The organism is Ramlibacter sp. AN1015, from assembly GCF_037726105.1.
In the GTDB taxonomy this organism is placed as follows: Bacteria; Pseudomonadota; Gammaproteobacteria; order Burkholderiales; family Burkholderiaceae_C; genus Ramlibacter.
This window is the reverse complement of record NZ_JBBJUM010000010.1, coordinates 22,945-42,058: the sequence shown is the minus strand read 5'-3', so window position 1 is coordinate 42,058 and position 19,114 is coordinate 22,945. Positions and strand designations below refer to the sequence as shown.

23 protein-coding genes and 2 pseudogenes are annotated in these 19,114 nt (G+C 63.3%); 9 read left to right on the top strand and 16 right to left on the bottom strand.

The genetic code is table 11. The features are described 5' to 3' along the window. Positions 1-5 precede the first annotated feature (5 nt). Together WG922_RS16040 and WG922_RS16035 are read left to right on the top strand one after the other, a co-directional pair. Positions 6-376, top strand: a pseudogene (locus WG922_RS16040) (transposase); the annotation flags it as partial. After that, a complete protein-coding gene (locus tag WG922_RS16035; RefSeq protein ID WP_340283905.1) occupies positions 362-886 on the top strand; it encodes a DDE-type integrase/transposase/recombinase in 525 nt (174 codons plus the stop codon). The pseudogene WG922_RS16040 and the gene WG922_RS16035, both read left to right, overlap by 15 nt. On the opposite strand, the gene WG922_RS16030 is transcribed toward WG922_RS16035, so the two are convergent. Beyond that, the gene (locus WG922_RS16030; RefSeq protein ID WP_340283758.1) at positions 875-1,363 is read right to left on the bottom strand and encodes a hypothetical protein; all 489 of its coding nucleotides are present in this window, start codon (positions 1,361-1,363) and stop codon (positions 875-877) included. The two genes, WG922_RS16035 and WG922_RS16030, sit on opposite strands and share 12 nt — an antisense overlap. A 1-nt stretch (position 1,364) precedes the next feature. Then, a complete protein-coding gene (locus WG922_RS16025) occupies positions 1,365-2,336 on the bottom strand; it encodes a hypothetical protein (RefSeq protein ID WP_340283757.1) in 972 nt (323 codons plus the stop codon). A gap of 428 nt (positions 2,337-2,764) precedes the next feature. Between WG922_RS16025 and WG922_RS22020 the strand changes: the two are divergent. Beyond that, positions 2,765-3,349 (top strand): annotated as a pseudogene (locus WG922_RS22020) (TniQ family protein); the annotation flags it as partial. A 36-nt stretch (positions 3,350-3,385) separates the two neighbouring features. On the opposite strand, the gene WG922_RS16020 reads toward WG922_RS22020, so the two are convergent. Next, positions 3,386-3,610 carry a hypothetical protein gene (locus WG922_RS16020; RefSeq protein ID WP_340283908.1) on the bottom strand — a complete coding sequence of 75 codons (225 nt, stop codon included), beginning with the start codon at positions 3,608-3,610 and terminating at the stop codon, positions 3,386-3,388. Here WG922_RS16020 and WG922_RS16015 point away from each other — a divergent pair. Next, positions 3,560-4,462, top strand: coding sequence for a TnsD family Tn7-like transposition protein (locus tag WG922_RS16015; protein WP_340283904.1), 903 nt, complete (start codon positions 3,560-3,562; stop codon positions 4,460-4,462). The genes WG922_RS16020 and WG922_RS16015 overlap by 51 nt on opposite strands. A gap of 1,226 nt (positions 4,463-5,688) precedes the next feature. Here the strand turns inward: WG922_RS16015 and WG922_RS16010 are convergent. Then, positions 5,689-6,165 carry a hypothetical protein gene (locus tag WG922_RS16010; RefSeq protein ID WP_340283756.1) on the bottom strand — a complete coding sequence of 159 codons (477 nt, stop codon included), beginning with the start codon at positions 6,163-6,165 and terminating at the stop codon, positions 5,689-5,691. Positions 6,166-6,325: 160 nt separating this feature from the next. Between WG922_RS16010 and lspA the strand changes: the two genes are divergently transcribed. Together lspA and WG922_RS16000 are read left to right on the top strand one after the other, a co-directional pair. Continuing rightward, positions 6,326-6,871, top strand: a complete 546-nt coding sequence (lspA, locus tag WG922_RS16005; protein ID WP_445322842.1) for a signal peptidase II — start codon at positions 6,326-6,328, stop codon at positions 6,869-6,871. A 208-nt stretch (positions 6,872-7,079) separates the two neighbouring features. Next, on the top strand, positions 7,080-7,619 hold the full coding sequence (locus WG922_RS16000) for a hypothetical protein (protein ID WP_340283753.1): 540 nt from the start codon (positions 7,080-7,082) through the stop codon (positions 7,617-7,619). A gap of 29 nt (positions 7,620-7,648) precedes the next feature. Here the strand turns inward: WG922_RS16000 and WG922_RS15995 are convergent, their stop codons facing one another. Continuing rightward, entirely contained in the window at positions 7,649-8,689 is a 1,041-nt protein-coding gene (locus WG922_RS15995) for an IS1595 family transposase (protein ID WP_340283751.1), read from the bottom strand. A 212-nt stretch (positions 8,690-8,901) separates the two neighbouring features. On the opposite strand from WG922_RS15995, the gene WG922_RS15990 reads away from it, so the two are divergent. The 3 genes from WG922_RS15990 to WG922_RS15980 all read left to right on the top strand — a co-directional run bounded on the left by WG922_RS15990 (position 8,902) and on the right by WG922_RS15980 (position 10,815). Then, entirely contained in the window at positions 8,902-9,192 is a 291-nt protein-coding gene (locus WG922_RS15990) for a DUF6471 domain-containing protein (RefSeq protein WP_340283750.1), read from the top strand. 194 nt (positions 9,193-9,386) lie between these two features. After that, entirely contained in the window at positions 9,387-9,731 is a 345-nt protein-coding gene (locus WG922_RS15985; protein ID WP_340283749.1) for a type II toxin-antitoxin system RelE/ParE family toxin, read from the top strand. Next, complete coding sequence (locus WG922_RS15980) at positions 9,724-10,815, top strand: HigA family addiction module antitoxin (protein ID WP_340283748.1); 1,092 nt, start codon at positions 9,724-9,726, stop codon at positions 10,813-10,815. Before WG922_RS15985 ends, WG922_RS15980 begins: the two co-directional genes overlap by 8 nt. A gap of 97 nt (positions 10,816-10,912) precedes the next feature. On the opposite strand, the gene WG922_RS15975 is transcribed toward WG922_RS15980, so the two are convergent. The 11 genes from WG922_RS15975 to WG922_RS15925 all read right to left on the bottom strand — a co-directional run bounded on the left by WG922_RS15975 (position 10,913) and on the right by WG922_RS15925 (position 19,110). Beyond that, positions 10,913-13,225 carry a copper-transporting P-type ATPase gene (locus WG922_RS15975; RefSeq protein ID WP_340283747.1) on the bottom strand — a complete coding sequence of 771 codons (2,313 nt, stop codon included), beginning with the start codon at positions 13,223-13,225 and terminating at the stop codon, positions 10,913-10,915. 14 nt (positions 13,226-13,239) lie between these two features. Beyond that, positions 13,240-13,560: a hypothetical protein gene (locus WG922_RS15970; protein WP_340283746.1), complete on the bottom strand. Its 321-nt coding sequence runs from the start codon at positions 13,558-13,560 to the stop codon at positions 13,240-13,242. Continuing rightward, positions 13,511-13,792: a DUF2933 domain-containing protein gene (locus WG922_RS15965; RefSeq protein ID WP_340283745.1), complete on the bottom strand. Its 282-nt coding sequence runs from the start codon at positions 13,790-13,792 to the stop codon at positions 13,511-13,513. Before WG922_RS15965 ends, WG922_RS15970 begins: the two co-directional genes overlap by 50 nt. 28 nt (positions 13,793-13,820) lie before the next feature. Beyond that, positions 13,821-14,147, bottom strand: a complete 327-nt coding sequence (locus tag WG922_RS15960) for a heavy-metal-associated domain-containing protein (RefSeq protein WP_340283744.1) — start codon at positions 14,145-14,147, stop codon at positions 13,821-13,823. A gap of 125 nt (positions 14,148-14,272) precedes the next feature. Continuing rightward, positions 14,273-14,488 (bottom strand): EF-hand domain-containing protein, encoded by a 216-nt coding sequence (locus WG922_RS15955; protein ID WP_340283743.1) that lies wholly within the window; start codon positions 14,486-14,488, stop codon positions 14,273-14,275. A gap of 238 nt (positions 14,489-14,726) precedes the next feature. After that, positions 14,727-15,281, bottom strand: coding sequence for a DUF305 domain-containing protein (locus WG922_RS15950; protein WP_340283742.1), 555 nt, complete (start codon positions 15,279-15,281; stop codon positions 14,727-14,729). Between the two features lie 20 nt (positions 15,282-15,301). After that, positions 15,302-15,637: a four-helix bundle copper-binding protein gene (locus WG922_RS15945; RefSeq protein WP_340283740.1), complete on the bottom strand. Its 336-nt coding sequence runs from the start codon at positions 15,635-15,637 to the stop codon at positions 15,302-15,304. Positions 15,638-16,316: 679 nt separating this feature from the next. Beyond that, positions 16,317-16,673 carry a copper-binding protein gene (locus WG922_RS15940; protein WP_340283739.1) on the bottom strand — a complete coding sequence of 119 codons (357 nt, stop codon included), beginning with the start codon at positions 16,671-16,673 and terminating at the stop codon, positions 16,317-16,319. Continuing rightward, positions 16,670-17,158, bottom strand: a complete 489-nt coding sequence (locus WG922_RS15935; RefSeq protein WP_340283737.1) for a DUF411 domain-containing protein — start codon at positions 17,156-17,158, stop codon at positions 16,670-16,672. Before WG922_RS15935 ends, WG922_RS15940 begins: the two co-directional genes overlap by 4 nt. Further along, positions 17,155-17,673: a cupredoxin domain-containing protein gene (locus tag WG922_RS15930; protein WP_340283736.1), complete on the bottom strand. Its 519-nt coding sequence runs from the start codon at positions 17,671-17,673 to the stop codon at positions 17,155-17,157. Before WG922_RS15930 ends, WG922_RS15935 begins: the two co-directional genes overlap by 4 nt. Before the next feature lie 21 nt (positions 17,674-17,694). Next, entirely contained in the window at positions 17,695-19,110 is a 1,416-nt protein-coding gene (locus WG922_RS15925) for a multicopper oxidase family protein (protein WP_340283735.1), read from the bottom strand. Between the last annotated feature and the right edge of the window lie 4 nt (positions 19,111-19,114).

Sequence of the window (19,114 nt, the reverse complement as noted above, 5' to 3'; positions counted from 1 at the left end):
GGACGATGAAGAAGCGATTCACCGAGGAGCAGATCATTGGCTTCCTGCGTGAGGCCGATGCCGGCCTACCGGTCAAGGAGCTGTGTCGCAAGCACGGGTTTTCCGAGCCGAGCTACTACGCCTGGAAGGCCAAGTTCGGCGGCATGAACGTGTCGGACGCCCAGCGCTTGAAGACGCTGGAGGCGGAGAACAACAAGCTCAAGAAGCTGCTGGCCAATTCGATGCTGGAGATCGATGCCATGCGGGAGGTGCTCAAGGGAAAGTAGCGGCCGTGGCGGCCAAGCGCGAGTGCGTTCGACAACTGCAGGCCAGTGGTCTGAGCGAACGCCAGGCGTGCCGGCTGGTAGGCATCAGCACCAGTGTGCTGCGCTACCAGCCGCGCACCGACGGCAACGAGTCACTGCGCGAGCGCTTGAAGGAATTGGCGGGCCAGCACCGCCGCCACGGCTATCGGATGCTGCACAACCGCCTGCGCCATGAAGGCTGGGCGATCAACGTCAAACGTACTTGGCGGATCTACCGCGAGGAAGGCTTGGCGGTGCGCAAGCGGCGGCGCAAGAAGCTGCCAGTGCCCGAGCGCCATCCGCTGGTGCGTCCCGAGCAGCCCAACGAGGTGTGGAGCATGGACTTCGTGTTCGATGAGTTGGCCAACGGCCGCAAGGTCAAGACCCTGACCGTGGTGGATGACTGCACCAAGGAGTCCGTCCAGATCGCGGTCGATACCTCGATCCCTGCGCTGTACGTCACGCGCGTGCTGGACCAGGTCAAGGCCGAGAGGGGCTTGCCCAGGGTGATTCGCACGGACAACGGTCCGGAGTTCGCAGGACGCACGATGCAGGATTGGGCCGCCATTCAACCCGCGGACTCTGAATCGTCATGTTGCTAATCCAGGGGGCAGCGCAATGGCATTGAAGCCGAAGGCGACGTACGTATAGAACCAAAGCCTAAAGCGCTGCGTGTTCTCCTTCACGCCGTACGCATACCCGTTCAGCACTTTGTCGGGGTTGTCCGCGCTAGTGATATCCGACAGCACGTCGAGTGCGTCCGTGAGTTTCGCCGCTCGCAGCGACGCGATGGAGCCGTTCAGACCCCGACGATCTCTCAGCCAAGGCGGAAGATCCCATCGATCCTGCTCAGGCACCCGCTCTATCAGCGCATCGCGGACCGTCCCCCTTGCATTTCGGATGGCCTTGCAAGCTCGCTCGAAGTCTTCGATAGCGATGGTGGCGAGGCAATAGGATGGCTGTGCGCCGAAGCTTACGAGCAGGACTCGTCCACAGCAAGCACCATTGTCAAGCAGGAAGTAGCGCTCCCCCTTCTTCAAGGGTCCGAATCCTGCGGGGGTATGGAGTTGAATGCTCACGTCACCTCGCGAAGAGGTGAGCGTATGCATCCAGGATGTCGAGCTTCTCAGGACGCATCGGCTTGTCATCCAAGATGGGGTCGAAGAGCGACACCCGAACTTGTCGCCGCCAAACGGCCACATAGAAGGCATCACGCGCATCCTCCCAGGCAATGCGGTGCTTTCTCAGGCGCGGGTAAAGGGACGTGAGGGGCTTGCCCTCACTGAGCGTCGAGTTGAACTCCGGCAGAAGCGCCTGCAGCAGCCCTTTAGGCAGGAGCGGCTCACGTCCGTGTGACCACCAGAGGCGCACGAGATTCGTCGCAGCCGTGAAGTCGAGATCGTCGGCAGCCACACGCTTGATTGGGATGCCGAGCTCCTTCATGTACCCCTGATAAATCTCATCCCGGCACTGAGCTCTGGCGATTGCTCGTGGCTGCACCTTAGACGTTGCCGTTGCTGGACCAGGTTTGCCGTGGTCCCCAGTCGACTTCTTGATGTCCCACTCGACGGCATATGGCCCTTGCTCCGCTGCAAGACACACCAGATGGTCGCCGATGTAAGGCCAGTAGATACGAAGAGTGTCACCTCCGTCCGCGTGCAGCACGCTCGCATGACGGCGAAGCAGCCCGAGTTCCTGGGCGATGGCGACGGTCCCCTTAGTGGATGGCCAAGGCACTTGCCCATGCACCGGGTGGCTGGCAAGCGGGTGCTGCGCCGCATAGGGGTTCAGCACGTGCTCCTCAAAAAGTGCAATGGTGTTTGGGTGATATAACGCGAGTGCTGTGTAAACTTCGGCCGCACCGTGACTCACCACTACCCGCCCCAGTTTTTGCGATACGGCCGTCGCCGTGCCGCTCTTGCTGGGCGCTTGGACCCGGGTTCCCGCAATGCCTGGCGTGTACGTGCCATCCCAAAGCGGCTGATTCGCCAACTCCGTCAGACGAAGTACGTGCGTCACCTTCACGGAACGCGATTCATCGGCGCTGTTCATATCATCTCGCCCAATTTGCGCGCATGAATCCCTTCGCAGGCGAAACGACCTTCGCCTCCGATCATCGGAAAACGTGCTTGCAAAGTGCAGCTGCTCACCGCAGCGTCGATCGGCTCGGGCGAATGCTCCTTTCGGCGTTGATGTGGTGACCGTCCAGTGCCAGCCGCGTTCATGGCTGCGCATGAGTTAAAACTGTATCCAAAAACTGCCGCTGTGTTGCACGATGTGCGTGCGAAAGCGCGCCTTTTTTGCCGTGCCTGCCTGACGCGCAGATATTTGAGTTTCGATGGTGGACACCTCGGCTGGCCTCCGGCAACTGTGGTATCAGGCGCGGACAGGTGACTAGGCTAGGGCCAGCACGACTTGCCCGGTGGGGAGAATAGATTTATGGTGGTGCGAACGCTGCCGCCGCGCGGGCCCTCTGTGCGATGCGCGCACTCGGGTGCAGTCCCATGAATGAACATCTGTCCACGGTAGGCGACCCCAGGCGAGGCTCGGCTCGCGAGGAGATAGGGCCGCGATCAAGCGCACAACCCGTTCCGCCGGTTTCACCTGTTCCCCCCTTCCCACCGCTTTCCTGGTTACCTGGTGAAAGTCTATTCAGTCTTGTCAGTCGTGCCCACGTTGTAAGCGGCAATGCCCGCCCGGAGGCAACCACCAGTCGGTTCTTCGGCCATCCGCGCATCGGCTGCGCCCACGACCTGCCCGCACGAATCGACGAGTTTGTGCGCCGCTCCGCTGGCGCAATAGGCCAAGCCGAGGACATCATCAGTCGGCGCACCGTGATCGGAGCGTACCTTCCGCTCCTGGATGCGGCGAACGCCCGGGCCGCTGTTGCGGCGATGAGGTCGTCGAGCATTGCCGGATTGAAAACCCGTCTCGGGCTGCCGGCCAGCGGATTTGGCGCCTGGCACCCGTTGCGGGCCTGCTTCCGTTGCATATCCCAAGACCGTCTCAACTTCGGGCTTGCCTACTGGCATATGGAGCATCAGTGGCCGGGCGTATGGACCTGCTCGAGGCACGAAAATGAGGTACTTGGGTTTGCCGCATCAAAGTCGACGCGCGTCGAGCGCTTTTTTTGGTGCCTCCCTTCCGAGGAAACCCTGATCCGCCCGAGCTTTCGGCAACACCGGCGCGACGACATCACTCACGACGATCTCACCCGGCGGACCGGTGCGATCGCGGCCGGTGTCGCATACCTGGCCACCCTTGACCCTGCATCGGTGTGCCCCGAATCCGTTGCCGCAGCAGTCAAACTCGGTCTTGCTCGTCACGGCCTACTCTCGCCTTCGGGCCGGCTGCGCGTCCAAGAGTTCAGCAAAGCGTTTTCGGAACACTTCTCCCCCTTTGAAGCCTTCGTCCCATTGCATCACCTGGGCGCGAGTACAACGGCCAGCACCAGCCGAATCCATCGAGTCTTGTCAGGATCTCGCGGGCGATCTATTCACCCCATCGTACTGTCTGCTCTTGGTGATTGGCTGTTTGGAAGCGTGGATTCGCTGCTTTCGGCAGCTCGAGACGGGGCTGGAACCAGCACCTTGACGCTCGAAAGAGAGACTCGTCCCAAGTCCCATGCAAGAGGCAATCCCTACGGGGCAGATAAGCGACTCGAACTCGTTCGCCTCGTGCAGCGAGATCATCTCTCTGCAAGGAAGGCTGCCGAGCAGCTTGGGATCAGCACCAACACCGCTCTAGGGTGGCTCGCCCAAGCCGGCTACAGCCCCATGCGAAAGCCCAAACGGCTGGAACGCACCCTGCTAGAAAAGGTGCGAGCTGCGCTCGGCCAGGGAACCTCCCAGGCAGACGTGGCTCGGCGGTTTACCATTTCAATGTCTTCTGTGTCCCGAATCCTGGTTGCGGACGCATCCCTTATGAAGTTGTGGCGTGCTCGATGCTCCGAGGCTGATCTTGTGCACCACAGGGACGCCTGGACCGCTGCAGTCGCCTCGGCTCAGGCTGGCAGCGTCAAGGTAGCTCGAAGTGCCGCGCCCGCGACTTATGCCTGGCTTTATAGGAACGACCGGGAGTGGCTGCAGCTAGTGTTCGGAAGGACAAGGCAGCAAGCCGGCAGAGCTGAGGGCCGTGCTGGCGAGGGCATTTCCTTCGCAGCAAGCCGGCAGAGCTGAGGGCGGTGCTGGCGAGGGCATCTCCTTCGGCGCCCGCCGTTGTTTTCGCGCTCGCGCTTCGGGCGCCCTCCACTTGCAGCTCCAGCTGCGGGTTCCTGACAGGCCGGCTTCATCGCGTGCGGCCTGTACAGCAAAGAGCTCTTTCCTTGCTGCGGACAACTCCGGATTAGCGGCGAGTGCGTGCGCCACTGCTTCTGCCAGGCTCAGGGGAGCACTGGAAGGCTGGGAACTTTGGCAAGACTCAGGCGATGCCGGGATCGGCGTCTGCGCCTGGCTGTGCAGGGAGACGAATGCGGCGGCCGCCACTGGCCACCAAAGATTTTCCATGGATGCTCCTGAAACGTTGAACCAACCCGGAGATCCGGAGCGGTGTGGCAGCGGTCCGGCGATGCGATGGTTCGGACGCTGCAGCCCACTCGAACCAAGCGCATCCTTCGTGTACTCGCGAGGCTTGAGATATCAACCGACCTGCAAGTCCAAAGTCACAGCAGCGCATCGCCACGTGCTGCCGGCGAACAGTTCATGGCGCACTACTGGCGCTGCCTTCATGGGGCAATCGTTTCACTCACGCAAGGCCACTGGAAGAACGGACGGAGCAGAGCCCATTTCCTTTTCGAGCCGGCGTCATAACGGAAAGATAACCCATGGGTAAGCCGACGGTCACTGGCGCGCCAATACATACGTCCTCGTGATGCAAACGCGTCGCGGGTTCCAAGAACGGCCGCAATCGCGGCCTTGGGGATCACAGCGGCGTCACAATGGCGTGTACTGTTCGCGTGCGGCGCCATTCCACCAGCCAGCTCGCTAGCGTTGATCGGGGCATGTGCACGGCCGGGGGGGCGTTACCCCTTGACCTGCTCTTGCCGGTAGTAGGGCACGTCGTCAACGCGAAGCGCGAGACCAGCGTGTGCGCCACCAGGCCAGCGATGGCTGCCCCTGGTCCGCGGTCTGCGGTCTGCGGGGCCTGAGATGTCAGGCGACACGTAAAACTGACCCCCTGGCGACATTGAGAACTGACCCCCTTCTTCAATGAAGGAGGTTCTATGGAACAGTTGGTCCAAGCTCCACCGGTCGTATCAGACCGTGGGGGCGAATGGATATTGTGGATGTCGGCGCCGCAGGAGGTCAAAAGATGCTGGCGCTGCATGCGCTGGGCTGCCGAAGTGCGGCTGGCTGCGGGCTTGCAGAGCGTTTGGGCCGCACAGCAGTACCTGCGCGAAGTGCTGCTACCCCGCGCCCGCGCTGGCGAAATCTTCCTTGTGCTCCGGCGCAAGCACCGACTGTGGGGCGTGCATGAGGGGTTCGCGGCTCCGAATGTCGCCGTCGTGAGGGAGCCATCGATTTCCGCCAGGCGGCCAAACGAGCTTGGGACGCGCATTCGGCAATGGCTGCAAGCGGCAGGCTAGGGCCGCCGCCTCCGACCGGTTGCAAGCGGCGGCCCAATTCTTTCGAGCCTTTGCGGCCGCTATGGGCGCGGAGTCAACGAGCTGGGCGCCCAGGCCCAGCGGCTCCAAGCGGCCAAGCACTTCCGAGACCGGCGAGGTGTGCGCGACCGTGAGCTTTCGCGCGCCAAGGTCGAACGCGAGCGACTGCACGCCCTGCGCGCCCTGCGCGCCCTGCAAGGCCATCCTGACCATGATCTCTTCGGAAGGGCAGTCCATCTTCGGGACTGCGAAGGTGCTTCGTTGCTTCTGCTGATCCACATCCGCTCCAGGGGGCATGGCCGATTTCAAACCTGCTAGCTGCTACAGAGTCAAGCAGGCGCCAGTGGAGGTCTCCTCACGGCGCCGGGCTGGCTGCCCGAGCGCCCCTGACCGGCCGGGCTCTTGACCCTCTAGGGGCTACAGGGTTTCCAATCCAGGGATGAAAGCCACTTCCGCGACCCGGAAGCCTCGCCTAACCCCAGCCAGTCCGCCGGCCGGCGCATGGAGTGATCGCCTCAGCGTTGCCTTGCCTTGGTGGGCCTTGGCTGGCCTCGCGGCGCTCGCGGACTTCGGCACCAAGCAGGTCGTACGCGAGAGGATGGCCGAAGGCTCCTCCGTGAGTCTCGCCCCGTTCTTCAACCTCGTCTCGGCGCGCAACCACGGGGCTGCGTTCAGCATGCTCGCGGACGCCGGCGGCTGGCAACGCCACGCGCTGGCGGCGTTCGCCCTCGCGGTGACGGCCGCCCTCGCATGGATGCTTACCTGGCAAAGGAGTCGGCTCGAGGCGGCGTCTTTCAGCTTGATCATGGGCGGCGCCGTCGGCAACGCGATTGATCGCATCCACTTCGGCGCCGTCACCGATTTCCTGGACTTCCACTGGGCCGGTTGGCACTGGCCGGCGTTCAACGTGGCGGACATCGCCATCTGCGTCGGCGCGGCGCTCCTCGTGACTTCTTCGCTCAGTTCCGCGCGTTCAGGCGGCTGATCCGGCTCAGGTGGGCGCGCGCCTCGCGCAGCTGGCCCCTAGCCGTCACAGACCTGTCGCCGCTCCCGAGATCGCCAGGGCTGCCAGCGCTGCCCCTGGCTCTTCAGGGGTCGGGTCGCGCGCTCCTATCGAGCCAAAATCAGCTAAACCCGGCATTATCTATCTGATGCACTGGATGCCTGTCCAGTGCCTCTGGCATCCTTTGGCGATGTCGAAATACCGTGACTACACCGGACTGTTGAGGACCCCGCCCTCGCTTGCTTGGCTCATTCGTGAGCGATCGCGGCTCAAAGGCCAGATCGATCAGTGCGAGAAGGCGCTGGACCAGTTGCCGCGCACACTGGTCGAGCTGAACCAGCAGCTCGCAGCGCTTGATGCCGTGATACCACGACATGAGGTCAAGGTGGACCCGAAGCGAATCGTCGGCACTCGCCCGCGTGGGCCCGCGCTCCTGCCGTTTGGAGTCATGAGCCGCGAGATTCTGAGGTGCCTGCGCCAGGCTGAGGGGACGCCACGCTATACGTCAGAGATCGCTATGCACGTGGCGCGCGCGACCGGCCTGGACATGACGAAGGTGCGCAAGGCCGACCTAATTGGACGGGTTGGAGATCGCTTGAAGAAGATGAGGGCCGCAGGCCTCATTCGATCTCAGCACGATCAAGCCACGAACTCAGAGGGGACGTGGGCGCTTGTGCAGGACGCGGAGGAGGAGCAATCCCCTCCGGCGATGAAGCGCAAGGCGGGCTGAGCCAAGACGGGTGCCCGCGCCTCCAGGCGCTACGGCTCGAAGATGTCTTCAGTTCGCCGCCGCTTGCGCTGCCAATATCCGCACCAGTCGCGCGCTGCCCGACGAAGCGAAGCCTTCACGAGGTCCTTCACGAGCACGCTGGGAGGCATCCTCCGGTTGTCTTCTCGCCAGGCGACCTCCCGCGCATAGCTCACCATGTACCGCGGCGTGACTCGATGCACTTGGCCGATAACCATTCGGCGCATCCGAGCGAAGTAGCTTTCAGCCTGGTTGTTGCTGACGCCAGCATCGCTCGAGAAGTGCGTGCTGTGATTCACGGTCTCGTGGTCGTACCTGGCCATGAAGCCAGAGTAAGCAGGATGCTCGTCCGTGTGCACTGTCGCATCTCGCTTGATGTACTTCTTCGCCAGCGCGGCGGCGATCTCTGCAGTCTCGCCACGGGTCACTTCAACCACAGTCCGCACGGCGCCCTTACCCTTTTCGGGCGAGACGGTGCGCATCACCATCACGATGCGCCGATTCCGATGGGTCGGGTTGGCGGCGACGTCGACGCGGTCCCGCGCCTGCGCTTTATTGGTCGGCTCCTTCACCCTCGGCTTTCGCAGGCGTCCGGACACGTGCGCCCCGTCCATGTGAACGATCCCATCCAATTGAGCCGGCGAGCATTCTTCTGCGATCCCCTCGCGCAGCTTATGGAGCAGGACGAAGGCGGTCTGGTAAGCGACGTTGATCTGCCGCGCCAGGGCGCTTGCAGAGATCCCCTTCACGTTGGCAGCAAAGATCAGTGCGGCCTTCAGGATCTTCCGCAGGGGTAGCTTGTGGTCTGCGAACTTCGTGCCTGACGTGACGGAGAAGAACCGGCCGCAGGCGATTTCCTTGCACCGCCATTGCTTGCGCGTGCGGATCCAGTAGTGCTTGTCGATTGTCCCGCACTCAGGGCAGACCTGTGTGCCCTCATCACCCCATCGGCATCGCGCGAAGTAGTCCCTGGCGCGCGCCTCGGTCATGCCCTCGAGATCCTCAAGGGTGAAGTTTCTCGCGGTGGCGGTGAGGAGGAAGTGGGCCGGCACGACTCACTCCTAGCCGACCCGCGCGCCGACCCACAAGACCGAATGTGGGCCTTTGCTGGCGGAGTTCAGGTTCGAATGCATGAGCTAAGTCTCTCAACGAAAGCGAGACGCTCGGGCCGGCGCCGGGTTCTCGCAAATCGTTTTCGATGTATTCCAGATAAATAGCTGTTTGCTCCGTCTACGATGACAAATCGGTTTCGATTTAAGGGCACGTGGCAGACAAGGACAGTCTTCAGATCGACTTCTTCCGGCGGTATGCGAAGAAGGTGATCCAGGACGCGCGCCACGACGGCAACTTCCCCTACTGGGAGATCGCCGAGCGCCTCCAGGCGCTCGGGGTCGACATCGAAGAGCAGGCCCTCATCAACAAGGTGAACCGCAACTCGTACAGCTTCGTCTTTGCGCTCCAGCTGCTCTCGGCCATGGGAAAGACATCGATCGACATTCCCACGCTCCCAGAGGAGCTCAAGCGACGGCGGCGCCGTCGCGTGCCCGGTTCGTAGCTGTATTTCTATACAGTCGAGGGCCACCTGGCAAGTTGCCAACTGGCGTTGCCCTTGGACGGCGCTGGGGAACGGCTGCTGGCCTCGCCGCGGGGCCGATGAGCTGGCGGCCGCTGGGCTGAGAAGCGGGGAACTCGGAACCAGTCGCACTCTTCCCCCGGAAAAGTGATAACCTCTCCGGTTAATAAAAACAGATGGACATCACGTTTGCGAACAAGCGCCTGGCCAAGGAGCTGAACGAAGGCAAGACCATGGTTCGCGTGCACGGCCCGCTTAGGACCAAGAAGCTCCAGGTGCTGCTGACGATGCTGAGGGCAGCACCTACTCTGGCGGCGTTCGGGCCGCCTATGAGCCCGCCACACCGATGCCACGAGCTCACGGGCGACCGGCAGGGGCAGCTCACGATGGACCTGGATCACCCCTATCGGCTGGTCTTCAGGGTCCATCACAAGCCACTTCCCACGCGCCCGGAGGGAGGCCTCGACTGGAAGCAAGTGACGGCCATCGAGATCTGCGGAATTGAGGACACCCATGGATGAGAGCAACACCTTGAACGAGTACCGGCCGGACTACGCGGTCCCGCCGGGAGAGGTCCTGGTCGCCGAGCTGGAAATGCGGGGCATGACGCAGCACGAGCTCGCCCTGCGCACCGGCCTAACGCCCAAGCACATCGTTTCGATCGCAAAAGCCAAGTCGGCGATCACCTCGGACACCGCCATCAAACTGGAGCGCGCCCTGGGCATGCCCGCGCAGTACTGGCTCAACCTGGAGAGCAATTACCAGGAGGTGCTCAGTCGCCTGGCGGAGGAAGAAAAGCTTGAGCGGGACCGGACTTGGCTCAAGAAAGTCCCCGTGACCGAGATGATCAAGCGTGGCTGGATTGCGAAGGCGGCGGACGCGAAGGCACAGTTGGTGGAGGTGCTGCGATTTTTTGGCATTGCCAGTGTCGACCAGTGGGACGACATGTGGCCGAACCTAGCCGTGGCCTACCGCCAGCACGTGCAAGGCGAGATCTCGCCGGAGGCGGTGTCTGCTTGGCTGCGCCGCGGGGAGTTGGAGGCCTCCAAGATCTCCTGCGCGCCGTTTGACCGCAGCGCTTTCCGCACCGCACTGGCCGAGATTCGCAGCCTCACATGCGAGGCCCCAGAAGTCTTTGTGCCTCGCCTCGCAAGCTTGTGTGCCGAGGCGGGGGTGGCCGTCGTGTTCGTTCCCGCGCTGCCGAAGACAGGCGTCAGTGGCGCCACGCGCTGGCTCACCCCAACCAAAGCCCTTATTCAGCTGAGCCTTCGGTACCGCACCGACGATCACCTGTGGTTCACGTTCTTTCATGAGGCTGGCCATATCCTGCTGCATGGCAAGAAGGAGTGCTTCCTCGAGGGCGCGAACGGACTCGATGAGGCCAAGGAGCATGAGGCCAATGAGTTTGCCGAAAACGAGCTGATCTCTCGCAAAGAGTTCGCCGCGTTCTCGGCTCGGCCCATCTTCAGTAAAGCCGCGATTGTGGCGTTTGCTCGCCAGGTGGGAATCTCACCAGGCGTCGTCGTCGGTCAGCTCCAGTACAAGAAGCTCCTGCCGCCCTCCCATTGCAACGACTTGAAGATGACGTTCACGTGGACCCAGTAAGGCGCTTATGGTTGACCACGAGCAGATCAAGCGCCGCGCCCTAGAAGCATGACTTGTTGGAGGCTAGTAGGCGCGGACAACCTAGCAGTTTGGCTGATCAGTCCACCTTTGTCGCGCGCAGCCTGAGAGCATTCGCAATCACGCTGACCGACGACAGCGCCATCGCCGCAGCCGCGACCACAGGCGACAAGAGCAGGCCCCACAGCGGGTACAGCACGCCAGCGGCCAGCGGGATACCGGCCACGTTGTAGACGAACGAGAGAAAGAGGTTCTCGCGGATGTTGCGCATGGTGGCGCGCGACAGGCGCCTGGCACGAACAATCCCGAGCAAGTCACCCTTGAGCAAGGTCACGCCCGCGCTCTCCATCGCCACGTCCGTTCCGGTGCCCATGGCGATGCCCACGTCGGCAGCAGCCAGGGCAGGCGCGTCGTTCACGCCGTCTCCGGCCATTGCAACGATCCGGCCTTCCGACTTCAGCCGCTGAACGATTGCGGCCTTGTCTTCCGGGAAGACCTCGGCCACCACTTCATCGATTCCGAGCTCACGTCCGACCGCCTCAGCGGTCGTGCGGCCATCGCCCGTGAGCATGACAATGCGCACCCCTGCCTCGCGCAGTCCTTGGAGTGCCTCTGCCGTCGTGGCTTTGATCGGGTCGGCAATGGCCACGAAGCCTGCCAGCGCGCCATTGATGCCGACATAGATCACCGTGGCGGACTTCGCACGCTGGGCCTCGGCCGCCGCCTCCAGCGCCGTCGTTTGGACGCCATGCTCAGCCAGGAACTTGGCGCTGCCGCTGGCAACCTGTTGGCCGTCGACCAACCCGACGACCCCTTTGCCAACCGGCGAGTCGAAATCGGTTACCTCGGACAGTTGCATGCCTGCTTCCTTCGAAGCAGCCACGACGGCAAGGGCCAATGGGTGCTCACTGGATCGCTCGACGCTGGCGAGCTTGCGCAGCACCTCATCACGCTCGAAGCCAGCCGCCGCTTCCACGTGCACCACCTTTGGCCGCCCCTCAGTCAGCGTTCCGGTCTTGTCGACGACCAGCGTGTCGACCTTCTCCATGTGCTCGAGAGCTTCGGCGTCCCGGATCAGCACGCCGTGCTGAGCACCCTTGCCCACACCGACCATGATCGACATGGGAGTGGCTAGGCCGAGGGCACAAGGGCAGGCGATGATCAGCACCGCCACCGCATTGATCAGCGCGTAAGAGAAGGCCGGGCTCGGCCCCCATGCGAGCCAGGCGGCGAACGTGAGCGCCGCCACGATGATGACCAGGGGCACGAACCAGCCGGCCACCTGGTCGGCCATGCGCTGGATCGGCGCGCGACTGCGCTGGGCGGCGGCCACCATGTGCACGATCTGGGCCAGCAGGGTGTCGGCGCCGACCTTCTCGGCCCGCATCACGAAGCCGCCAGTCTGATTCATGGTGCCCGCCGTCACCTTCGATCCGGCGGACTTGGCCACCGGCATCGGCTCGCCGGTCACCATGGATTCGTCCACCGTTCCCTTGCCTTCGACCAGTTCGCCGTCCACCGGCACCTTCTCGCCCGGACGCACCCGCAGCAGGTCCCCGACCGCGATGGTGTCGATCGGCACCTCGGCATCTTCCTGGCCGGCGGACACCTTGACCGCCGTCTTGGGCGCGAGGTCAAGCAGCGCCCGGATCGCACCGGAGGTCTTCTCGCGTGCCCGCAGTTCCAGAACCTGTCCGAGCAGCACGAGCACGGTGATGACCGCGGCCGCTTCGAAGTAGATGGCGACCGCGCCTCCCATCCCGCGCAGCTGCTCAGGAAAAAGCTGTGGAGCGACCGTGCCGACCACGCTGTACAGCCAGGCAGCACCGGTACCCAGCGCGATCAGGGTGAACATGTTCAGGTTGCGGGTGCGAACGGACGCCCAGCCGCGCACGAAGAACGGCCAGCCGGCCCAGAGCACGACGGGGGTGCCGAAGGCGAGCTGCACCCAGTTGGAGGCCTGCGCGCCAATGTAGTGGCCGAGAGCGAACACGTGCGCGCCCATTTCGAGGACCACCACCGGGATGGCCAGCACCAGCCCGATCCAGAACCGCCGCGTCATGTCGCGAAGCTCGGGACTAGGGCCGGTCTCCGCAGTTGCGAGAACCGGCTCCAGCGCCATCCCGCAGATCGGGCAATTGCCGGGGCCCATCTGACGCACCTGGGGGTGCATCGGACAGGTGTACTCGACGTCCTTGGCGCCCTTTGGTGGCGTCACCACAGCGCGTTGCGTTTCGTGTCCGTGGGGGCCGTGACCCGCCGCAGGCAACGGATGCTCGTGACTCGCGTGATGGCCATGGTGCGTGCACGTCTGCCCGGGGGCTTGACCACCTTCAACGTGATGGTGCGAGTGGTCCGGCATGATCTCTGCGGAGGTGGTATCGCGATTCATTGTTATTCCTTCAGCTAGGCACTACCCGAAGCGCCAGTACGGCCAACTATCAAAATGGCGAGCGCTGCCAGTAGCAACCAACACAGCCAGAAAAGTGCCTGCTCCCACCATCGCGGTTCCCGCTGCTCTTTCTCCCAGCGGTGCTTGAGCGTCATTCCGCCGCCGTGGACGATCAGCCCACTCGCGAGCAGGTGCAAAGCGTGTGGCTCGATTACCTCGTGCGCCATCGGTGCCAGTCCGGCGCCGAGTGCGATTGCACCGAGGCTGCATGCCAGATCGGCCGCCTTAGCCTTCCTGTGAATTTCGGCCGCCGGCCGGGCTTGATGGCTGTTCATGGCTAGGTCCGTGGTGGTGGCCGTGGCCGTGGCCACGGTGCATGAACATGTGCATCAGCGGACACACCGCAAGGACCAGGTACGGCAGCAAAGCGTAGACATGGGCCTGATGCGCCAGATACAGGTAAATGCTCGCCAGTACGGCCAGCACCGTTGCGGCAACCCCGAAAGGGGAGCGCCAGAAGGACCGGGTGGTCTGCGGCCCGCTGGTGGTGTGTGCTCCGTGTGCCATGTCAGTCCTTCCAGAACGGCTATGAATCTCAGCCGCAGCATCCACCCGCGCTCGCCTTGACGCGTTGATGCACGTCAACCGAGTCGACCGAGTCGCTGCGCCGGCTGGCGCAGCAGCAGCCACCGCCGCGGCGCGCCGGGGGCGATGTGGTCACCGTCCGGGCTGAGTACCCAGCCGCCTCGATGGCCGAGCGGTACACCTCGATGTCTTCACCGTCGGGCGCGTGCAGCCGCACCCGACGAGTGACTACATCGATTTCGACGCGCGCGTCCTCCCATCCCACGTCAGACAAGGCGCGCGCGATTCGGTTTGCGCATCCACCGCAGGTCATCTCAGGTATTTCGAATTCGATCACAGCAGCCCCCTATCAAACGGTATGGAGGCAGTTTCAACCTTCCCATGATGGGAGAGTCAAGCGCTGTGAGCGGGGATCGTCAGAAAAGGAAGACGGGCCTGCGGTGCTGCAGCGCACGCCCGAAGTCACTTCATCATCGGACACATCATCATGCCGTCCATTCCGCCCATGGGCCCCATGGAGGCGATAGCGACCTGTCCCTGCTCGTTCTTCTTCATCCGGTCGAACATGGCCTCTTGAGCCTTCAGGAACTCCTGCTTGGACAACAGGCCATCTCCGTTCGTGTCCATCGCACGCATGTGGTCGGCCATGCCCATGGCCGCACCTGGGCGCCCTTGCATGCCCCCAGGCATGCCGCCTTGCATTCCCCCAGGCATGCCGCCTTGCATGCGTCCCGGCATGCCTCCTTGCATGCCTCCTTGCATGCCTCCCAGCATCCCGCTTCGCATTGCGGGCATGTCGCCGGAAGCGGATCGCCCGGGACCGTCTCCAGCCATGGCGCCGCATCCAGCAAGTGCGGCGGCAAGCGCAGCCGTGATGACTACTCTCATGTTGATCTCCTTTTCTCGAAGCTAAGCCTCAGCGGTTTTCCAATTCCTGGACCAGCGCTTTCATCTCGGCGATTTCCTTGCGCTGGGACTCAATGATCTGGTCGGCCAGCTCGCGAACGCGCGGGTCGCTGATGCTGGCTCGTTCGCTGGTGAGGATGGCGATCGAGTGATGAGGGATCATGGCCTTCATCCAATCGACTTCGCCGACTGTCGCCTGCGTCCTGGCCAACGCCACGCCACCGAGCAGCAGCAGCGCTGCCACGCCGAGCACCACGTAGTTCGCGAACCGGTTCGGGTACATGCGCCACATGAAGAGCATCATGACCGCGGTCATGACGCCCGCCATGACAAAGGTCATGAACACCCGATTCCAGCTGAAATACACGTGATCCAGCTGATAGGTATTCACGTACATGGCACCGAAGCCCAGCACAGTGGAGGTCGCCACCATGGCCGCAAAGCGGCCATAGCTCGCCTTGTGCATGGAGTGGGTGCCCGCCGTGTCGGCGTGGTGGGCCGCGCCCGGTGAGGAGCGGCGCTCATGATGCCGCCGCTCGTGCTGATGAATGGCTTCAGTGCTCATCGTGATCTCTTGTCGTGGATTCAAGCCATGGCAGCCATCTTGCGGCACTCATCCGCACACCGCTTGCATGCCTGCGCGCACTGCTTGCAGTGCTCCATCTGGTGCTTGGCGCACTCCTGGCCGCACATTTCACAGATCTCCGCGCAAGCCCGGCAGACGGTTTTCGAGGACTCGCTGGCCCGCGACATTACGGCTGCGGCGAGTTCGCAGACCTGAGCGCAGTCGATGTCGAGAGCGATGCAGCGCGCCATCATCTTGACGTCCTGCTCCTGCAGGCAGGCGGCGGCGCAGTGGTTGCAGGCCTCGGCACACTCGAAGCAGACCTGGATGCAGCTCTTGAATTGCTCGTGGGGCATTTGAAAACTCCTGTTGGGTTGTTGGGATTGCCGCCTGGATCCCCGGGCGGCTCAGGGCGCGGCCCCTTCGCGCGAAGCGAGGACCAGCGGGTGCTGTCTGAGAGAAGGACGGCCGAAGGCACCTTGCCGGCGCACACTGGCCGGCAAAGATCGCCAAGTGGCTCAAGCCTTGGGCGGCTTGTGAGGAACGGGTACGGCCCGGCTTGGCAGATGCTCAAGCGCGGGAGCCGCACCGATGACATGGGGGCTCAATCCAATCCGCCAGGCGCCGGACGCGGCAGCCATCGGTTGGGAGCAGGCTTTCGCGCATTTGCAAGCCGAGTGCGTCTGCGACTTGTCGGAGCTGACGCCTTGAGAGACGTCGGCATGTCCAGCTTGATCACCGATAGCGGCGAGCATTCCGGTTGCGTGATACCCGTCGGATGCGCGTGCGGCATGATGGGCCGCGCCCTGCTGGTGATGGCGGCAAACGGAAACACCCGCAGCTGCGCCGGCCTGGATAGGGATGGCCACAGACAGCAACAACGTCAGCAAAAGCCGCAAGATCGACACGAGTTCAATTTACGGCTGCGAGATGGTGCGCCCCGTAGGACTGCGTTGACGCTGTGCACCTGCTTGTGAAACAAAAAGAGGAGCCAGGCGGCTCCTCTTCCTTGCGCGATTCGACGCGTATTCCCGCTCAGTTTGCGGCTTCGATCTGAGTGACCGTCAGCTTGCCGCCCTGGTCTGCGGCGCGGAAGCGCACCTTGTCCCCGGGCTTCACCTGATCGAGCATGGCCGCGTCGGCGACCACGAACACCATGGTCATGGGCGGCATGTCCAGGCTCTTGATCTGGCCATGCCGGAGGGTGATCTTGCCGGCTGCCTTGTCAACCTTGCGCACTTCGCCTTCTGCGAGGTCGGTGGCTGGAGCCGGGGCTGCCGTCGTGGTGGGGTGATGGGCGCTGTGGTCGTCCGCTGCCTGCGTCGCCGATTGCTGCGCCCACACGCTGTTCGCGCCGAGCACCAGTGCAGCGGTGATGAGGTATCGCTTCATGATTTGCTCCCTTCGTAGCGTTGATAAACCTTGCTCGAGCCGTCCTTGGCCAGCAGCAGCACGTCGTATGGGTGCTTGCGCCCGCCGTAGGCTTCTCCGTCCATACCCGGCGAGCCAATGGGCATGCCCGGCACCGCCAGGCCACGCGCTGCGGGCTTTTCCGCCAGCAGGCGGTGAATCTCTCGTGCGGGAACGTGCCCTTCCAGCGCATAGCCGGCCACCACGGCCGTGTGGCAGGAGCCGTACTTCGGATCGATGCCGAGCTGAGCCCGTACCGCCGTGTTTCCCGTGTCATGAACCGTGACCGCAAAGCCGTTGTCCTGCAGGTGCGTGACCCAATCCTTGCAGCAGCCGCAGTTCGGATCCTTCCAGACCTCCACAACGGGCTTTTTAGCGGCCGGAGCGACGACCTGCGCCAGCGTGGGAGCTGCGGCAGCCGCTGCGATGACTGCCAGCAGGGTGCGGCGAGTGGGATGGCGGCTCATTTGGACGCCTCCTTGGCGGCAGCGACGTTGATCTTTCCGACCATGCCCGCCTGGTAGTGGCCCGGGATCAGGCAGGCGAAATCGAACTCGCCCGCACGGTTGAACTTCCACACGAGCTCACCCTGTTTGCCGGTGGCCACGTGAGCCATGTGCGCCTCATCGTGTTCCATGTTCGGGAACTTCTGCATCAGCGCAGCGTGCTCGTCCAAGGCCGATTTCGTGCCGATGACCATCTCGTGCATCACTTTGCCCTTGTTCTGCACGATGAAGCGGACGGTCTCGCCCTCTTGCACCTGGATCGTGGAAGGGGTGAAGCGCATGTCGTCGGTCATGGCGATCCGGATCGTTCGCTTGACCTCCCGGGAGTCACCCGCGATTCCCCAGGGCTGCTGCTCCTTTTTCACTTCAGCGTTGTGCGCCTTCTTGTGTTCATCGTTGCCATGCGCAAACGCGGAGCTCATGGTGAGCGCAAGCATCGCAGCCGTGGCGACCACGCGAATGTTGAATTTGTTCATCAGAGTTTCCTTGTTGTCGGGTCAATGGCCGCTGTGGCCGGAGGCGGGACGGCGAACACGTACTTCGACGTCCTTGGTGGGCGCTGCCGTTGGCGTTGAAGCAGCAGGTGCGGCCTGCCGGGTAGGCTCTGGCACTTGTCCGGTGAACTCGTAGGCGACCGTGCCTTCAGGATGCTTGAACCAGCCAGGGTCGGCGTAGTCACCCCGCTTTTGCTCGCGGCGAACCTTGACGGTGGTGAACATGCCGCCCATCTCCAGGCCACCGAAGGGGCCTTCTCCGGCCATCATCTTTTGCGTGTTGTCGGGGATGGGCATTTCCATCTCGCCCATGTCCGCCATGCCGCGCTCGCCCATGACCATGTAGTCGGGAACGAGCCCCGCGATCTTCTTGGCCACGCCGCGGTGGTCGACGCCGATCATGGTGGGCACTTCGTGGCCCATGGCGCCCATGGTGTGGTGGCTCTTGTGGCAGTGGAACGCCCAGTCGCCTTCCTCGTCGGCCAGGAACTCCAACTGGCGCATCTGCCCCACGGCGATGTCTGCCGAGACCTCGGGCCAGCGGGAGCCCTTCGGAGTCGGCCCGCCATCGGTGCCGCTGACGACGAATTCGTGCCCATGCAGGTGCATCGGGTGGTTCGTCATCGAGAGATTCCCGACGCGGATGCGTACCTTGTCACCGCGCCGCACGTTCATCGATGCGATGCCTGGGAACACCCGGCTGTTGAACGTCCAGATGTTGAAGTCCGTCATCGTCATGATCTTGGGCGTGTATGAGCCCGGCTCGATGTCATAGGCGTTGAGCAGGAACACGAAATCCCGGTCGACCTCATCGATGAGCGGGTGTTTTTCCTTGGGATGGGTCACCCAGAAACCCATCATGCCCATGGCCATCTGCACCATCTCATCGCCGTGCGGGTGGTACATGAAGGTGCCAGGGCGGCGTGCCACGAACTCGTAGACGAAGGTCTTGCCAGGCTGGATCGTCTTCTGCGTGAGGCCGCCCACGCCATCCATGCCGTTGGGCAGGCGTTGACCATGCCAGTGGATGCTGGTGTGCTCGGGCAGCTTGTTGGTGACGAACACGCGCACCCGGTCGCCCTCAACGACTTCGATCGTCGGGCCGGGCGATTGGCCGTTGTAGCCCCACAGGTGTGCCTTGAAGCCGGGGGTCATCTCCCGCACCACCGGTTCGGCCACCAGGTGGAATTCTTTGACGCCGTTGTTCATGCGCCAAGGTGCCGTCCAGCCGTTGAGGGTGACGACCGGGTTGTAGGGTCGCCCGGTGGGCGGTGCGAGCGGACTGGCCGTGTCGGGCGTGGTCTGGATGACCGGCTCGGGCAGAGCGGCCATGGCGACCTTGCTCACGGAGGCGGCGCTCACGGCGCCGGCGATCGCGCCCATGCCCGTCAGGAAGCCGCGGCGGTTGCTTGCAGTCATGTTG

What these genes read in the sequence shown, in the direction of transcription:
- WG922_RS15975 (WP_340283747.1), bottom strand. Translation starts at nt 13,225, where the DNA reads ATGAATCGCGATACCACCTCCGCAGAGATCATGCCGGACCACTCGCAC.
- WG922_RS16025 (WP_340283757.1), bottom strand. Translation starts at nt 2,336, where the DNA reads ATGAACAGCGCCGATGAATCGCGTTCCGTGAAGGTGACGCACGTACTT.
- lspA (WP_445322842.1), top strand. Translation starts at nt 6,326, where the DNA reads ATGAAAGCCACTTCCGCGACCCGGAAGCCTCGCCTAACCCCAGCCAGT.
- WG922_RS15945 (WP_340283740.1), bottom strand. Translation starts at nt 15,637, where the DNA reads ATGCCCCACGAGCAATTCAAGAGCTGCATCCAGGTCTGCTTCGAGTGT.
- WG922_RS15965 (WP_340283745.1), bottom strand. Translation starts at nt 13,792, where the DNA reads ATGGCACACGGAGCACACACCACCAGCGGGCCGCAGACCACCCGGTCC.
- WG922_RS15935 (WP_340283737.1), bottom strand. Translation starts at nt 17,158, where the DNA reads ATGAGCCGCCATCCCACTCGCCGCACCCTGCTGGCAGTCATCGCAGCG.
- WG922_RS15925 (WP_340283735.1), bottom strand. Translation starts at nt 19,110, where the DNA reads ATGACTGCAAGCAACCGCCGCGGCTTCCTGACGGGCATGGGCGCGATC.
- WG922_RS15930 (WP_340283736.1), bottom strand. Translation starts at nt 17,673, where the DNA reads ATGAACAAATTCAACATTCGCGTGGTCGCCACGGCTGCGATGCTTGCG.
- WG922_RS15955 (WP_340283743.1), bottom strand. Translation starts at nt 14,488, where the DNA reads ATGCAAGGGCGCCCAGGTGCGGCCATGGGCATGGCCGACCACATGCGT.
- WG922_RS15980 (WP_340283748.1), top strand. Translation starts at nt 9,724, where the DNA reads ATGGATGAGAGCAACACCTTGAACGAGTACCGGCCGGACTACGCGGTC.
- WG922_RS15940 (WP_340283739.1), bottom strand. Translation starts at nt 16,673, where the DNA reads ATGAAGCGATACCTCATCACCGCTGCACTGGTGCTCGGCGCGAACAGC.
- WG922_RS16000 (WP_340283753.1), top strand. Translation starts at nt 7,080, where the DNA reads ATGTCGAAATACCGTGACTACACCGGACTGTTGAGGACCCCGCCCTCG.
- WG922_RS15970 (WP_340283746.1), bottom strand. Translation starts at nt 13,560, where the DNA reads ATGAACAGCCATCAAGCCCGGCCGGCGGCCGAAATTCACAGGAAGGCT.
- WG922_RS15985 (WP_340283749.1), top strand. Translation starts at nt 9,387, where the DNA reads ATGGACATCACGTTTGCGAACAAGCGCCTGGCCAAGGAGCTGAACGAA.
- WG922_RS15950 (WP_340283742.1), bottom strand. Translation starts at nt 15,281, where the DNA reads ATGAGCACTGAAGCCATTCATCAGCACGAGCGGCGGCATCATGAGCGC.